Source organism: Sphaerisporangium krabiense (genome assembly GCF_014200435.1).
Classification (GTDB): Bacteria; Actinomycetota; Actinomycetes; order Streptosporangiales; family Streptosporangiaceae; genus Sphaerisporangium; species Sphaerisporangium krabiense.
In genome coordinates this window covers 5455533-5470980 of sequence record NZ_JACHBR010000001.1, presented here as the reverse complement: position 1 = coordinate 5470980, position 15448 = coordinate 5455533, and the positions used below count along the sequence as shown (strand labels likewise).

Below are 15448 nucleotides of genomic sequence, written 5' to 3'. Positions count from 1 at the left end.
ACCGGTGGCCCGGAGTTCGTCGTCAGCGGTTGCGCGCTGTTTCGCGGTGTTCCCGGACGTGGCGCGGCGCATCGCGCACGACGGCGGCGAACGCCTCGGCGAACGGGCGCCAGGTCGCGTCCAGTTCGGCGCCCGCGGCGGCGACGTCGGCGTCCAGGGCGCGCGGGTCGTGCCCGGCGGCGGTCAGCGAGGCGCCGGTGACGGTCATCCAGTCGGCGAAGACCTCGGGGGACGCCTCGGGGTGGAACTGCACGGCCCAGGCGCGCTCGCCGAACCGGTACGCCTGGTTCGGGTAGGGGTCGCCGGTGGCCAGCGGCACGGAGCCTTCTGGCAGGGCGGTCATGGCGTCCTGGTGGTAGTGGACGACCTTCGGCTCGGCGGGCAGCCGTCCCATCAGGAGGTCGTCCGCGGCGGCGGGCAGCGGCGCGATGCGGCGCAGGCCGATCTCCAGGCCGGCGGCGCCGCGCTCGACGCGTCCGCCCAGGGCCAGGGTCATGAGCTGGGCGCCCAGGCAGATGCCGAGGGTGGGGACGGACGCCTCCACCGAGCGCCTGATCAGGTCACGGATGCCGGGGAGCCAGGGGTACGCCTCGTCGTCCCAGGCCGAGGCGGACCCGCCGAGCACGATCAGCCCGTGCGGGAGCGTGCCGTCGGGGAGCTCCTCGCCGAGGAAGGGCCGCACGACCTCGGGGGTGACGCCGGCCCCGGTCAGCCATTCGCCGAAGAACCCGAGGCCGGCGTCGGTCTCGTGCTCGATGATCAGTACCCGGTATGTCATGACTCAATTATGGGTGTCCCATTTGATCGGCGGCAGGGGTGCGCGGCCGGCGGTGTGGTGAGAGCGCGGTGCGGGCGGCCCTCCGGACGGCCCGGGCGGGGCGGCGGGCCGTCCGGCCAGGGCGGACGCGGCGGCGGGGCGCCTTGCGGGGCGAAGGCGTGGTTTCGAGGTGCCCGCCGGGTTTGGCGGGTGTTTACCGATAAACGTGGAATTTGTGGCCTTTGGGACACCTGTGATTCCGGTCTCTTCGCTGGAAAACCGGGTGCGGAGTGGGCGGCCCCCGATATACGTACTTCGCCGGGGGGCACTCCGAAGGGTGTTCGAAAGAGCCCCAAGAACCACGACATACGTCTCATTACCGGACACGCGAATCTCTACCAGGCGGAGGCATTGATGGCTAGAGTAACTGCCGTCAGGAATTCCTGTATTTCCGCACAAGGAGATAGATGCCGCCGCCCCCAGAGCCGCGCGTGACCACGGCAGCCACCTCCGCGGACGGCGCCGGCCCCGGCGTCGCGGCGGGCGCCGAGGCCACGGAGCCGGCGCGGCAGATCGAGGAGCTGACGCGGCAGATCGGCGCGCTCACCGAGACGCTGCGGCGCGACCACGAGCGCGCCGCGCACCGCGAGCAGGTCATCGACCGCCTGCACGCCGAGAACCAGCAGCTGCGGCACGGGATCCTGCAGGAGGCGCTGGCGCCGGTCCGCACGGCGCTCTACCGCCTCCACGACACGGCGACGCGCGTGGCGGCGCGCTGGCGCTCCGACGACCCGCCGTCCCCCGAGTTCGCGGGCCCGCTGCTCGCCGCGATGGCCGACGAGGTGGCCGAGGTCCTCGGCCGCACGGGCGCCGAGCGGCTCTCGGTCCGGCCCGGCGACGCCTACGACCCCGCCCTGCACCGCCCCGCGGGCACCAGCGCCGTCCCCGCGGCCGAGGACGGCACGGTCGTGGAGGTCCTCTCCGACGGCTTCACCACGGGCGACCGCGTGCTGCGCAAGGCTTCGGTGATCATCGGCAGAGCCTCGGAAGACGAGGACGGCGATCCGGCCCCCGAGGACGACCCGGCCGGGACGGACGAGGCCGAGACGGCGGACGGGCCCGACGACACGGACGGCGCGAAAGACGACACCGGCCGCCGGGGCGACACGGACGGCCGGGACGGCGGGGACGCCGAAGAGGACAGCGGCAAGGAAAAGGAGAGCGAGTAGGCGATGGCTGTTTACGGGATCGACCTCGGCACGACGTATTCCTGCATCGCCTATGTGGACGACGTCGGCCGCCCGACCGTGCTGCGCAACCTGGAGGGCACCGACACCACGCCGTCCGTGGTGTTCTTCGAGTCCCCCGACAACGTGGTCGTGGGGGCGACCGCCAAGGACAGCGCGGTGCTGGAGCCGGACCTCGTGGTAAGCCGGATAAAGCGCGACATGGGGCAGGACGTCCCCCGGGTCCGGCACGGCCGTCCCTACACGCCGGAAGAGATCTCGGCCTTCGTCCTGCGCAAACTCGCCGACGACGCCAGGACCGCCACCGGCGACACCGTCGAGGACGTCGTCATCACCGTCCCCGCCTACTTCGGCGCCGCCGAGCGCGACGCCACCCGCAAGGCCGGGCAGATCGCCGGGCTCAACGTCATCGACATCGTCTCCGAGCCCATCGCCGCGGCCATCACCTACGGCGTGCTCAACCCCGGCGCCGACCACACGATCCTCGTGTACGACCTCGGCGGCGGCACGTTCGACACCACCGTCATCACCCTCAAGGACGGCGACATCGAGGTCGTCTGCACCGACGGCGACCACGAGCTCGGCGGCGCCGACTGGGACGACCGCCTCGTCGAGCACCTGGCCGAGAGCTTCCAGGCCGAGCACCCCGACGCCGGCGACCCCCTGCTGGACAAGCAGTCCGAGCAGCAGCTCCGCCGCGACGCCGAGGACCTGAAGAAGACGCTGTCCACCCGCACCCAGCACGTCGTGCGCGTCGTCCACGACGGCAGGGTGGCCACCGTCGAGGTGACCCGCGAGACCCTGCTGGACCTGACCCGCGACCTGCTCGACCGCACCGTCGAGATCACCCGCAGGACCATCGACACGGCCGCGGCCAAGGGCGTGCGCCACTACGACCACCTGGTGCTGGTCGGCGGCTCCACCAAGATGCCCGCGGTCGCCGAGACCCTGCAGAAGGAGTTCCAGCTCCTCCCCCGCCTGCAGGACCCGGACCTCGCCGTCGCCAAGGGCGCCGCGCTGTACGCCTTCGAGGAGACCTACCGGCGGCTGATCGCCGAAGGACGGCACGACCAGGCCGAGGACATGGCCGCGCGGGCCGGCCTCACCGCCGACCAGCAGGAGCAGATCGCGGGCCGCACGATCAAGACCGTCGCCTCGCGGGCCTTCGGCATCGTCGTCGTCGACAAGGAGACCCGGCGCCGCGGCGTCGCCCACCTGGTGCACGCCAACGACGCCCTGCCCGCCGCCGTCACCCAGGACTTCTACACCATCGACGACGGCCAGACCGGCGTCGACGTCGAGGTCATGGAGCAGGCGGGCGCGGTCGAGTCGGAGTCCCCCGAGGACAACGGGCTGATCGCCGAGGGGCTGCTGCAGATCCCCTCGGGCAAGCCCGCCGGATGGCCCGTCGAGGTCACCTTCGCCCTCGACGCCTCCGGCCTGCTCCAGGTCACCGCCAGGGAGCGCGAGACCGGCGAGGCCCTGGAGCTGCGCATCCAGATCGGCGGCATGTCCGAGGAGGACGTCGCCGAGTCACGGGCCGCCCTGTCGCGCGTCCAGGTCGGCTAGCCGGGCGGCCATGGCCTTCGACGAGCGGCGGTACACCCGCGAGGTGCTGGAGCCCGCGCGCGAGGCGGGCGGGCTCCCCCCGGAGGACCTGCGGATCCGCTACCAGCTTCACGAGTCGATGACCGCGGCCGACGTCACCGGCACCGTCAAGCAGGTGCGCCAGTGCTGGCGCAGGGCGCGCGGCATGCTGAAGTACAAGCGTCTCGCCGACCGGCTGGAGGCCGACCACGCGCGCTTCGCGCCGATCTTCTCCGCCGCCGCCGAGGGCGACCTGCGGCCGCTGCGCGACGCGCTCGGCGAGTCCGAGCACCGCGCCGCGCGCAGGCTGTCGGAGGCGGCCACCCGGCTCGCCGACGCCGCCGGGCCGCTGCGCATGCTGTCGCCCGCGCTGCTCGCCACCATCGCCCGCTCCAGCGGCGTCGGCCACGAGGAGGCGCTGCGGCTGGCGGCCGAGAGCTCCATCGAGGTCGGTGACCCGGACACGCTGCCCGAGGCCGCCCCGTACGCGGGGTACGGCCGCGCCCGCGAGGCGCTGGACACGCTCGGGCTGGCCCACCTCGCCCGGTTCCTGTACGGCGACCGGTGCGCGGGCATGCGCGTCCTGGACGGCTTCGCCGTGCCGGGCGCGGCCCCGGTCGAGGACGCCCTGGAGGAGGCGGAGCGGTACTGGGCGGCCCGCACCCGGGGGCCGTGGACGGTCGGCGCGGACACGGTGATCGCCGCGCTGCGCAACTCCCCCGACCCGGGCACACTGGTCCGCTACGACATCGTGGCCCGGCTGCGCGAACGCCTCCGCGAGCACCCCTACGACGACTCGCTGCTGCGGCACGCCACCACCGAGCTCGACCTGGACTCCGGCGACGCCCGCCGCCTGGTCTTCGCGGTGCGCGCCGAGGGCGGCGGCGTCGCCACCGGACCGGCGGCGCGGCTGCGCGAGCTGGTCGGCGCCGGCGAGATCCACGCGGCGGCCGACTTCGCCGAGGCGCTCGACGCCGCCGCGCTCACCGGCGAGGCCGCCGAGCTGGCCACCGAGGTCAGGGCCAGGCTCGCCACCGCGATACGGCTCAGGGACCGGGCGCGGGCCGCCCTCGACCCCGACGACGCCTGGATCGCGCTGCGCGACGCGCTGCGGCGCGTGCCCGACCTGCCGGGGGCGAGCGAGCTGCTGCTGCGGCTCGCCCCGCACCCGGCGCGGGCGGTGCGGGTGAGCGTCCAGGGCGACGGGGTGGGGCTGGTGTGGCAGCCCTCGCCGTCGCGGGCCGGGCGGGTGGTCTACGACGTGCTGCGCAACGGGACCGTGGTGACCAGCACCGACCGTCCCTCCGCCCGCGACGAGCGCCCGCCGGTGAACGTGCCGCTGGTGTACGCGGTGGTCGCGCGGCGCGAGGAGGCGGTGGCGATGCCCGCCGTGGCGGCCACCCTGATCGTGCGGCCCGAGCCCGCGGAGGTCGCCTTCGGCACGGGCGACGGCGTGGTGTCCGGCTCCTGGAGGCTGCCCGCGGAGGCGGCGGGCGTGCGGGTCACCCGGGACGGGCTGCCGGTCCCCGCCGGCGAGAGCGGGTTCCGCGACAGGGACGTGGTCAACGGCACGACCTACACCTACGTGGTGTCCGCGGTCTACCCTGGGCAGGACGGCGAGGCCGTCACCCCGGGCGTGCGGCGCGCGGTCACCCCGCAGGGGCGTCCCCGGCCGGTCACCGGCTTCACGCTGCGCGCCGACCCGTCCGCGCCCGGCACGTTCCTGGTCCGCTACGAGGAGCCGCCCGAGGGCGCGGTCGAGTTCGTCGCGCTGGACGTCCCGCCCCCGTGGCCGGTCGGCACCACGCTCGCGCTCGCCGAGCTGCGCGCGGCCGGCCGGGCGATCCCGTCCATCCCGACCCGCGACGGCCAGGCCATCCGCCCCGGGGCCGGCCGCAGCGTGCTCGTCGCGGTCACCGTGGCGGGCGAGCTGGCGACGGTCGGCGGGCACCTGGACCACATCAGCCTCGTGCCGCCGACCGAGCTCACGGCCACGCGGCGCGGCGGCACGGTGTTCGTCGGCTTCGAGTGGCCTCAGGACGTCACCGAGGTCGAGGTGATGTGGAACGGGCACGGCGTGCCGGTCACCTCCGCGGCCTACCGGGCCCGCGGCGGGGTGCGGTTCGACGTCCCCGAGAGCGAGCCGGTCGTCATCGAGGTCATGGCCACCTCCCTGGTGCGCGGCACCCGGGTGCGCGGGCCGGCCGCCCGGTTCGACCTGCCCGGGCGCATCCCCGTCCACTACGACGTCACCTACCGCGGCCCCGCCTGGAAGCGGTCGGTGGTCGTCGAGGTCACCGCCGACCGGCCGGTGCTGCTGCGCCGCCTGTCGCTGGTGCTCAAGCCCGGCCACGTCCAGCCGACGACCGCCGACGACGGCGTCCTGCTCGACCACTGGACCGACCTCGCCGTGCCCGCCCGGCTCACCGTCCCCGTCCCCCGGCAGGCCAGGCCGTACTGGCTGCGCTGCTTCGCCGAGGGCGCCGAGGACGGCCCCGCCGGGCGCGCGGGCGGCGTGGCCCTGATCGACCCGCCGGTCCGGCGCCTGAAGGTGGAGTGACGACGTGCCCGCCCCCTACCGCGCCCGACGACCGCACCACGACCGGAAGCCCCACGTGTCCCCCCACCGAAACGACCACATCCCCACCCGGCGCCGGAACCGCGGCCGGGGGCGAGACGAGCGCGTGATCGTCGCCTCGCCCTTCCGCCACGCGTGCCCGGACCTCGACCGCGCCACCGGACCGGCGCCCGAAGGCGAGGTGGCCGCGTGACCATCACCTGTCCGTTCTGCTTCGCCCGGCTGGACCGCGACCGCATCGCGTTCCGGTGCGCGGGCAGGGCCGGGCGCGGCGGCGGCTGCGAGGCGCGGCTGGACGAGACCCTCGCCGAGTACCTGGGCTCCTCCGCCGCCGCCTACCTGCCCCCGGTGTTCTCGGTGCGCAGGCCCGGCCGCCGCGCCGACTGCCCGACCTGCCACCGCTCCACCGGCTGGCGGGTGTGCCCGGAGTGCCACAGCAGGCTGCCCGCCGAGTACTGCGCCAACCCCGGCAGGATCGTCGCCCTCGTCGGGGCGAAGGGATCCGGCAAGAGCACCTACATCGCCGTGCTGCTGCACGAGCTGACCAACCGGGTCGGCGCCGAGCTCGACGCCTCGCTCGTCGCCTGCGACGACCGCACCATCGCCCGCTACAAGCAGGACTTCGCCCGCCCCCTGTACGGCGAGCACCGCCTGCTCAGCACCACCCGGCCGGCGGCCACCGAGCCGCGCGACCCGCTGGTCTACCTGCTCACCCGCACGGTGCCCGGGCGGCTGCGCACCAAGACCATGTCGCTCACGCTGGTCTTCTTCGACACCGCCGGCGAGGACCTGCGCAGCCGCGAGTCCACCGAGACCCACCTGCGCTACCTCAACGCCGCCGACGCGATCATCTTCCTGGTCGACCCGCTGGAGCTGCCCGGCGCCAAGGCGTCGCTGAGCGGGACGGCGGCGGCCAGGGGCGGCGTCAACGCCGGCGACCCCGACAGCGACCCGATCAACGTGATCAGCCGGGTCGCCGAGCTGCTGCGCGACCGCGCCGGCTCCGGCAAGCTGAAGGTCCCCGTGGCCGTGGCGCTGAGCAAGATCGACGCCCTGCAGGACACCATGGACGCCCAGTCCGCGCTGCACCGCGCCCGCATGCCCTCCGGCACCCTCGACCTGGACGACAGGGACGCCGTCCACGAGCAGGTGCGGGCGCTCATGGACGAATGGGAGGCCGGCATGGTCGACCGCTACCTGCGTCAGCACTTCACCGACTTCGCCCTGTTCGGCCTCTCGGCCCTCGGCGGCATCCCCGGCGACGACACCGTCGCCCCCGGCGGCGTCCGCCCCTACCGCGTCGAAGACCCACTGCTGTGGCTCCTGCACAGGTTCGGCATGCTCACGGGGGTTCGCCGGTAATGGGCGGTCGTGGAGGGGCGTGGGTGATCGCGCGTCCGGGGGTGCGGGTCAGGGCCGGGTTACAAGGCGGGAGGTGAGGGCGTGGCGTGGCAGGTGCATTACACGTCGGTGGAGGCCGGGCCCGCGGGGCGGGCGGGGTTCCAGTTCGTCGCGGAGTCGGCGGGGCTGCCTCAGGGGCTCACCGGCAAGATCGCCCGGCACCTCGCCTACAAGCCGCCGCCCGGCGCCCCGCTGGCGCCGTCCCCCGAGCAGATCGCCCGCATGCCCGTCGCCCTCGCCTACGGCTCCCTCGGCCCGGCCGGCCACCCCGGCGCCCGCGAGAGCGGTCCCTCCCGCGCTCCTGGCGAGTTGAGCGTTCTGGCCCGATGCGTCTACCTGGGCCGTGACTACTCCGGGCGGTACGGCAACTTCCTCGGCCACGCGATCGTGGTTACGGAGGAGGAGATGACGGGGTTGCGGCCGGTCGAGTTGTGGGGGTCGCCGCTGTGGCGGGACGTCCCCGCCTCCCCCGGCGCCGACCTGCCCGACCTGTCCGACCTGCCGCCCGGCGACGGCTTCGATCCCGACGCGCTGGCCGCCTGGCTGACCTCCGGCGGCGAGGCGGCGTACGCGCGGCTCGGCGAACTGCTGGAGACGGTCACGCTCGCCCTCGCCGGAGGCCACGGCCGTCTCGTGCTGGTCAGCGCCGACGTCGACGAGATCGTCCGCTGGATCGCCGTCCTGTCCTACTCGCTGCCCTGGCCGGTCGCGGCCCGCCTGTCGTTCCTCACCTACAGCGCCGACCCGGGCGGCGCGCCGCACCTGGTCGTCGGCACCACCCCCGACGTGTGGCTGCCCGCCGACCTCAAGGCCGCCGTCTTCCGGCTGGACGACCCCCCGGACGCGGCGGCGCCCGCGCCGGGGCGCTTCGCCCGCACGGTGGCCGACTGCTGGCGGCGCGGCGACCTCGACGGCATCGACGCGATCGGCGAACTCTCCGGCGGGCCGTCCGGCAAGGGTTCGGACGGCGTGCCCGGGGAGCAGGCGTTCGAGCCGGACATGGGCGCGGCGCTGCTGGCCTTCTGCCGGGGAGACGCGACCGTGACCGCCGAGGAGCAGTCGGCCATCGCCCGCGGCCTCTCCGAGGACCTGCCCGAGTGGCTGTGGGACGACCTGGCGCGTGCCACCGGACGGATGGGATTCGAACTGGCCGCCGCCGTCCGCGCGCACGCGCCCGCCGAGACGGCCGAGTGGTGCGCGCTGCGGTGCGCGGCGCTCGCCTTGGCCGACCCCGCCCTGCCGACGCCGGAGCCCGCGCGGCTGCCGGAGACGCGCGCGTCCCTGGCCTCCGACGCGGCCCGCGCGCTGGCCGCCGTCCGCGACCTGGAGGAACTCGGCCGGGCGGTACGGACCGCGCACGCCGTCGGCGCGCCGGTGGCCGCGGCCGACCTCGAACGGACGGCGCGGGCGCTGGTCCGCGACGGCCTCGGCGACCTCGCCCGGCTGCTGGACCGCCTCCCCGCGCGGCTCGGCGAGCCCGCGGTGACCGGCGTCGTGCTCGGCCTGGAGGAGTCGGACGACGAGGTGCGGACGCGGATGCTCACCGACGAGGTGTCCGAGCGCTTATGGGCCCACGACCTCGCGCACGCCCCGCGCACCGGGACCGCCGTGGTGCGGTCGCTGGCCCGCCTGCGGCGACTGTCCCGCGTGGAGGCGACCAGAGAACTCCTCCGCCTGGTCCCCCCGGACGGTCCCACCGCACGGGACCGCGCCGCGACGGGGACCGAGGAGGCCGGGGCCGGCGACGATACGGGCGGGCGGGGCGGCGGGGCGGCGGCCGCGCGGGATGCGGGGATCGCCGAGATCTGGGAGGAAGTGCCGGGGGTCGCGGAGGCGGCGGCGCTGGTCGACGGGGTGGGGGCCGTGCTCGGGGAGGTGGCCGTGCTCGGCGACGTCCCGGCCCGGGCGTTCCTCGCGGCCGGGCTGGAGGATCCCGAGACCGTGCGCCTGGCGCACCAGGTGCGCCAGGCCGTCCCCGGCTATCCCGCCAAGGACGCCGAGGCCGTGCTGCTCGCCGCGGGGACGCGCGAGGCGGCGGAACCGCCGGACGCGGCCGCGATACTCCTGCGGCTGGAGGAGCTGGCCCGCGAGACGCACGAGGAGCTGCACGCCGCGGCGTGGGCGGTCGCGGCGGCGGCGGTGGCCGAACTGGACCCGCGGTTCAGGGCCGAGGTGGTCAGGCGGCTCCCGGACGAGGCGCGGGCCGTGCTGGCGCGCGCCTGGATCGCGGCCCGGACTCCCCGCGAGGAGGAGCCCGCCCTGCTGGAGGTCGCCGTGCGGCTGCACCTGGCCGGTGAGACGGTGCCCGAGCTGGACTCCTGGGCGCGGTCCCGGCTGGGCGGCTGGTCGATGTTCGGCTCGGTCGAGGCCCGGTTCCGGCGGGACGCCGAGCTGCTGGCGGGGCTGCGCGAGCTGCGGGACGCGGCGCGGGGCCGCCGGGGGCGGAAGCGCGGGGACCGCTGATGCCGCTCGTCGTGGTGTTCCTGGTCGCGCTGTGGGCCGCCTGCATGTACTTCGGCTTCCTCTACGCGTTCCCGGTGGTGTGCGCGCTCAGCGTGGTCGCCGCCACGCTCACCGGCGCCGTCCACTACCACGTGCGCGCCGGGGAGGTGCTGCTCCCGGCGACGGCGGGCGGCCCGTCCCCCGCCGTGCCGGGCGAGGCGGGCGGGACGCGGGACCCGGCGTTCCGCCACTACCTGTTCGGGCAGGCGGGCCAGGACTGGTGGCGTATCGCGGGCTTCGCCGTCCCGGCGGTCTGGAGGACGGTGCGCAGGTCCCTCACCACCCTCACCCGGTGGCTGATGAGCAACACGCAGGGCTTCTTCCTGGTGCCGGTGTGGCTGGCCGTCGTGGTCGGCGTCGCGGTCGCCGCGGTGCCGCTGGGGGCCGCCGCCGCCGCGGTGGCGGCCGCGTACGCCGCGGTGTGCGGGGCGGGCGTGCTGCTGTGGGCGGCGGGCGTCCTGCTCGTGCGCGGCCTCGAGGGCGTCCTCATGCTGGCCCGGCGCATCCTGCAGACCTGCCCGCACCCGCAGTGCTACGCCCGCTTCCCCCTGCCCGAGTACGCCTGCCCGTCCTGCGGCGAGCGCCACCGGCGCCTGGTGCCGAACCGGGACGGCGCGTTCCGGCACGTGTGCCGGTGCGGCACCCGGCTGCCCACGGCCATCGTGCTCGGCCGGTTCCGCCTGCAGGCGTACTGCCCCGAATGCGACCGGGCGCTGCCGCACCGCATCGGCCGGGCGCGGATCGAGCCGCTGCCGTTCGTCGGCGGCCCGGACGCGGGCAAGACGACGTTCATGGTGCTCGCCGTCAACGCCCTGCACGGGGTGGTGCGGGAGGCGCGCGGCCGGGCGGGGTTCGTCGTCCAAGGGGACGAGGCGGCGTTCTCGCGGCTGCGGCAGGAGCTGCGGCTCGGGAAGGTGTCCAAGACCACGACGCAGGCGCCGTCGGCGACCATGGTCGACATCACGCTGCCCGGCGCCACGCCCCGCAGCGGCAACCGCATCCTGTACCTGTTCGACCCGTCGGGCGAGGGGTTCACCGGAGCGGCCCAGGTGGAGGCGATGAGCTACCTGGCCCACGGCGAGGCGATGCTCATCGTCGTGGACCCGTTCGCGCTGCCGCTGGTGCAGCGCGGCCTGTCGGAGGCCGAGCGGCGGACGCTCAAGGACGCCGGGGTCGTGCTGTCCCAGGAGGATCCGTCCGACACCTTCCAGCGGGTGCGCAACGAGCTGGCCGCGCGGGCGGACGGGGGGCGGCAGAAGCGGGTCGCGGTGGTGGTCACCAAGGCCGACCTGCTGCGCCGCACGGCCGTCGGCCACGACGCGGACGACCTTCCCGCGTGGTTCGACGGCGTCGGGCTCGGCAACATGGTGCGGGATCTGGCGAGGACGGCCGCGGAGGTGCGGTACCTGTCCTCCGGGCTGCCCGCCGACACCGCCGCGATCGGGCGCCTGCTGGCCTGGCTCACCGGCCTGCCGGTCGAAGGGCCCGGCGTCCCAGCGGAGGTGCGGTACCTGTCCTCCGGGCTGCCCGCCGACACCGCCGCGATCGGGCGCCTGCTGGCCTGGCTCACCGGCCTGCCGGTCGAAGGGCCCGGCGTCCCACCGGACGCCTCCCCGCACGCGTCGCCGGAGAAGGACGCCGGCGGGGAGGGCGGCGCGGCCGAGGAGGAGCTGACGCTGACGGACCTGCGGCGCCCGTGGAACCCGGCCAGGGCCGCCGCGGGGCGGGCGCCGCTGGGCTACCGGCTGTTCCGCCGGTCGCTGTTCGGCGCGTCGCTGCTGCTGTGCGCGGCCACGCTGGCGTTCCTGGCCGCGTGGGTGTGGTCGCTGCTCGGCGCGATCGTGATCGCCTCATGACCGGTCCCGGCGGGCGCGGGGCCCGCCGGGGACGCAGCCGGCCGGTCAGGCGGCCGGGGCGGGGATGATCCAGGTGGTCCTGGCGGCGGCGACCAGGGTGCCGTCCAGCTCGTAGACGGCGCTCTCGCCGAAGAGCTTGCGGCCGTCGCGGCCCGTGGCGCGGGCCACCACCGAGTACGTGCCGTTCGGGTACACGCGCCGGAACACCTGCGCGGTGATGCGGCCGAGCAGGCCGGGGCCGCCGTCGCCCGCGTGCGCCCAGCCGGACGGGCAGTCCAGCGCCGCCCACACGACCGCGTCGGGCACGACGCCCTCGCCGTCGGTGACGGTCACCGGGACGCGCCAGCCGGCCGCGACGACGCCGGTCCCCTCGACCGGGCCGGGGAACAGGCGCAGGCCGTCGCCGGGGTGGCGCAGGCCGCAGACGAAGCAGCCCGGGACGGGGTGCTCACCGGAGAACCCGGCGAAGCCCGCCTCGGCACGGGCGGCGTCGGCGAAGGGCACGAACGGCGGGGGCGCGACGTCCTCGGCGACGGGGATCGCCTCGGCGAGGACCTGCCCCTCGTGGGAGAGCGAGGCGAAGTTGGCGACGTGGGACACGTCGAGGGGCGTGGACAGGGGGACGGGCCGGCGCAGCGTGACCTCGACCGCGTGCGGGCCGTTCAGCGTTTCCGCGAAGGTCCCGGCGAGCGTTCCGGCGATCCAGCCGCCGTTGGCCATCCCCTCAGGGCCTCGGAAGCGGGCCGCGACCGTGAGACCGGTCTCCAAACCCGCGGACGTCGTCATACCGGGCACCCCCCACTGCTCCCCAGGACCCGGAGCGCAAGCTCGCATATATTCAAACCACCAATGCCGTGAATCAGCTCACATGCGGCTTATGCCGCGAAAAACCTCTATACCGTTCCATTTTAATCCACCCCATCGGCCCCCCCATCGAAGCAGGGCCCGATGACGGCACCGTTAGCCCCCGGTGACGGAGGCGTGACGCGCGGCGAAGGACCGCATCGGTACGCACCCGCCGGGACCGGACGACCGGACGACGCCCGGCCGGAAGACCGCAAAGGCACCGATAGGCGCAACCACGGCGACCCCTGTGCCCATTCCCGGCGACCCGAAACCCGCACACGAGGAGTCGCCGCGCCCCGCGAACGACCTGGCACATGCCCGAACCCGCCGGCGCGAAGCCCGCCAGGGCGCGGCCTGCCCCGCGTACGGGACGCGGGACGGGACCGGTACGGCGGGGACGGAGGAACAGGCGACCGGAAACGGCGTTCGGCCTTTCCGGATGCCAGAGATGGCCCGCGGGGGAAGATTCGTGTCGAATTCGGATAGGCCTGCCGCGCATGAATTGCCAGCGCACTACAGGGGGCGGGAAAACCTGGCGATCCTGCCCGGCGCGGGAAATTGCATGATGATCATTCCGGCGCGTCAAGGCGGTCCAACGCGCCGATTCGCCGGGCATTGCCACCCATTTCCGCCCTGCCCGATCTCGCTGACAGCATGCTCGACCGACAATCCCATAGGCAGCGCGGACGACAGGAGCGGCTCAGCACCGACAGGACATATCGCCTACCAACCGCTTCCGCCCATCGGCGTCTTCACCATCAGCGCCGGCGCCGTCAAGGACCTGCGAGGCAACCCGCCTTCCCCGAGCCGGTCGACGTGACGCCGGGCGTCATCCGCCAGGGCGTCGAGCCGAAAAGGTGCCACGCCCACCGGATCCCCCGGCGACGGCGAGATGCGCCTCACGAGGACCGGCCCGTTCGTTTACAACACCCTTCACTCAGACCGTCGACCGCGAGAGCGTCAGCACCCCGAAGAGGTGATACGGGTGTGATGGGCCCGCCCTTGGCGACCGTTGCCGCCGACCCGGCTTTCCTGATGCGGGAAGATCAGGCGGATCCTCCCGCTTTTCCAGCTGTCCGCCCTGATGAAAGAGCCTTCATCGCAGGAAACCCGTAGCCGCGGCGGGCCTTCACCGGTCGCCGCGGCTACAGCACGGGCAGGTAGCGGCCGAGTTCGAACTCGGTGACCTGGCGGCGGTAGTCGCTCCATTCGTCGCGCTTGTTGCGGAGGAAGAAGTCGAAGACGTGTTCGCCCAGGGTCTCCGCGACGAGTTCGCTGTGTTCCATGGTGGTGATGGCCTCGTCGAGGCTCTGCGGGAGGGGGGCGATGCCGAGGGCGCGGCGTTCTGCCGTGGTGAGGGCCCAGACGTCGTCCTCGGCGCCGGGCGGCATCTCGTAGCCGCCCTCGATGCCCTTCAGGCCGGCGGCGAGGATGACCGCGTAGGCGAGGTAGGGGTTGCAGGCGGAGTCGAGGGAGCGGAACTCCACGCGGGTGGAGTTGCCCTTGTGCGGCTTGTACATGGGGACGCGCACGAGCGCGGACCGGTTGTTGTGGCCCCAGCTGATGTAGCTCGGCGCCTCGCCGCCCTGGCCGGCGATGGCCTCCGACCCGCCCCACAGCCGCTTGTAGGAGTTCACCCACTGGTTGCACACCGCGGTGATCTCGGCGGCGTGGCGCAGCAGCCCCCCGATGAAGGAGCGGCCGATCTTGGACAGCTGGTACTCGGCGCCGGGCTCGTAGAAGGCGTTGCGGTCGCCCTCGAACAGGGACATGTGGGTGTGCATGCCCGAGCCGGGGTACTCGGTGAAGGGCTTGGGCATGAAGGAGGCCCAGATGCCCTGCTCCAGCGCGACCTCCTTCATGACCAGCCGGAAGGTCATGATGTTGTCGGCGGTGGTGAGCGCGTCGGCGTACCGCAGGTCGATCTCCTGCTGGCCGGGGGCGCCCTCGTGGTGGCTGAACTCCACCGAGATGCCCATGGCCTCCAGCATCATGATCGCGTTGCGGCGGAAGTCGTGGCCCGAGCTGTGCGGGGTGTGGTCGAAGTAGCCGCCCGAGTCGTTGGGCACCGGCCTGCGGCCGTCCTCGGGGCGGTCCTTCAGCAGGAAGAACTCCACCTCGGGGTGGGTGTAGAAGGTGAAGCCCATGTCGGCGGCCTTGGCCAGCGTGCGCTTGAGCACCCAGCGCGGGTCGGCGTGCGAGGGTGAGCCGTCCGGCATGAGGATGTCGCAGAACATGCGGGCGGCGCCCGGCGTCTCGCTGCGCCACGGCAGGATCTGGAACGTCGACGGGTCCGGCTTGGCCAGCATGTCGGACTCGTACACGCGGGCGAAGCCCTCGATCGCCGAGCCGTCGAAGCCGATGCCCTCGGCGAACGCCCCTTCGAGCTCGGCGGGCGCTATGGCCACCGATTTGAGGAACCCGAGGACGTCGGTGAACCACAGCCGGATGAACCGGATGTCGCGTTCTTCGAGCGTGCGGAGCACGAACTCCTGCTGGCGGTCCAAGGCATCCCCTTCTGCCGGACGGTGATCGTGAACACCATCGTCGTCGCGCTGAGCCAATTGCTGAGTCGGCGGAAGACATGTCTGGTCATCTCCCAGTCTGCCCGCTTGAGATTTCGGACACGTTACGAGGGCCCGGCGCGGCGTGCCCCGCTCCGGCCCGTGACCCG

Annotated in this window: 9 protein-coding genes; 6 read left to right on the top strand and 3 right to left on the bottom strand. The window is 74.2% G+C overall.

Annotated elements, in window-relative coordinates:
• Nucleotides 1-22 precede the first annotated feature (22 nt).
• Nucleotides 23-778 carry a type 1 glutamine amidotransferase gene (locus BJ981_RS23980; protein ID WP_184613957.1) on the bottom strand — a complete coding sequence of 252 codons (756 nt, stop codon included), beginning with the start codon at nucleotides 776-778 and terminating at the stop codon, nucleotides 23-25.
• Between the two features lie 446 nt (nucleotides 779-1224).
• On the opposite strand from BJ981_RS23980, the gene BJ981_RS23975 reads away from it, so the two are divergent.
• From BJ981_RS23975 to BJ981_RS23950, 6 genes are all read left to right on the top strand, one after another.
• Nucleotides 1225-1986 (top strand): nucleotide exchange factor GrpE, encoded by a 762-nt coding sequence (locus BJ981_RS23975; protein WP_184613955.1) that lies wholly within the window; start codon nucleotides 1225-1227, stop codon nucleotides 1984-1986.
• Nucleotides 1987-1989: 3 nt separating this feature from the next.
• Complete coding sequence (locus tag BJ981_RS23970; protein ID WP_184613953.1) at nucleotides 1990-3573, top strand: Hsp70 family protein; 1584 nt, start codon at nucleotides 1990-1992, stop codon at nucleotides 3571-3573.
• A 10-nt stretch (nucleotides 3574-3583) separates the two neighbouring features.
• A complete protein-coding gene (locus BJ981_RS23965; RefSeq protein ID WP_184613951.1) occupies nucleotides 3584-6151 on the top strand; it encodes a SaeA-related protein in 2568 nt (855 codons plus the stop codon).
• 207 nt (nucleotides 6152-6358) lie between these two features.
• On the top strand, nucleotides 6359-7531 hold the full coding sequence (locus BJ981_RS39350) for a TRAFAC clade GTPase domain-containing protein (RefSeq protein ID WP_184613950.1): 1173 nt from the start codon (nucleotides 6359-6361) through the stop codon (nucleotides 7529-7531).
• 81 nt (nucleotides 7532-7612) lie between these two features.
• Entirely contained in the window at nucleotides 7613-10033 is a 2421-nt protein-coding gene (locus BJ981_RS23955) for a GAP1-N2 domain-containing protein (protein ID WP_184613948.1), read from the top strand.
• Nucleotides 10033-11928 (top strand): TRAFAC clade GTPase domain-containing protein, encoded by a 1896-nt coding sequence (locus BJ981_RS23950; protein WP_184613946.1) that lies wholly within the window; start codon nucleotides 10033-10035, stop codon nucleotides 11926-11928. The genes BJ981_RS23955 and BJ981_RS23950 overlap by 1 nt, the downstream gene beginning before the upstream one ends.
• A gap of 45 nt (nucleotides 11929-11973) precedes the next feature.
• Here BJ981_RS23950 and BJ981_RS23945 read toward each other — a convergent pair whose 3' ends face one another.
• A complete protein-coding gene (locus BJ981_RS23945; RefSeq protein ID WP_184613944.1) occupies nucleotides 11974-12714 on the bottom strand; it encodes a hotdog fold domain-containing protein in 741 nt (246 codons plus the stop codon).
• Nucleotides 12715-13919: 1205 nt separating this feature from the next.
• On the bottom strand, nucleotides 13920-15281 hold the full coding sequence (gene glnA2 / locus BJ981_RS23940; protein ID WP_184613942.1) for a gamma-glutamylpolyamine synthetase GlnA2: 1362 nt from the start codon (nucleotides 15279-15281) through the stop codon (nucleotides 13920-13922).
• Nucleotides 15282-15448: the final 167 nt, after the last annotated feature.

What these genes read in the sequence shown, in the direction of transcription:
- BJ981_RS23975 (WP_184613955.1), top strand. Translation starts at nt 1,225, where the DNA reads ATGCCGCCGCCCCCAGAGCCGCGCGTGACCACGGCAGCCACCTCCGCG.
- BJ981_RS23980 (WP_184613957.1), bottom strand. Translation starts at nt 778, where the DNA reads ATGACATACCGGGTACTGATCATCGAGCACGAGACCGACGCCGGCCTC.
- BJ981_RS23965 (WP_184613951.1), top strand. Translation starts at nt 3,584, where the DNA reads ATGGCCTTCGACGAGCGGCGGTACACCCGCGAGGTGCTGGAGCCCGCG.
- BJ981_RS23970 (WP_184613953.1), top strand. Translation starts at nt 1,990, where the DNA reads ATGGCTGTTTACGGGATCGACCTCGGCACGACGTATTCCTGCATCGCC.
- BJ981_RS23945 (WP_184613944.1), bottom strand. Translation starts at nt 12,714, where the DNA reads ATGACGACGTCCGCGGGTTTGGAGACCGGTCTCACGGTCGCGGCCCGC.
- BJ981_RS23950 (WP_184613946.1), top strand. Translation starts at nt 10,033, where the DNA reads ATGCCGCTCGTCGTGGTGTTCCTGGTCGCGCTGTGGGCCGCCTGCATG.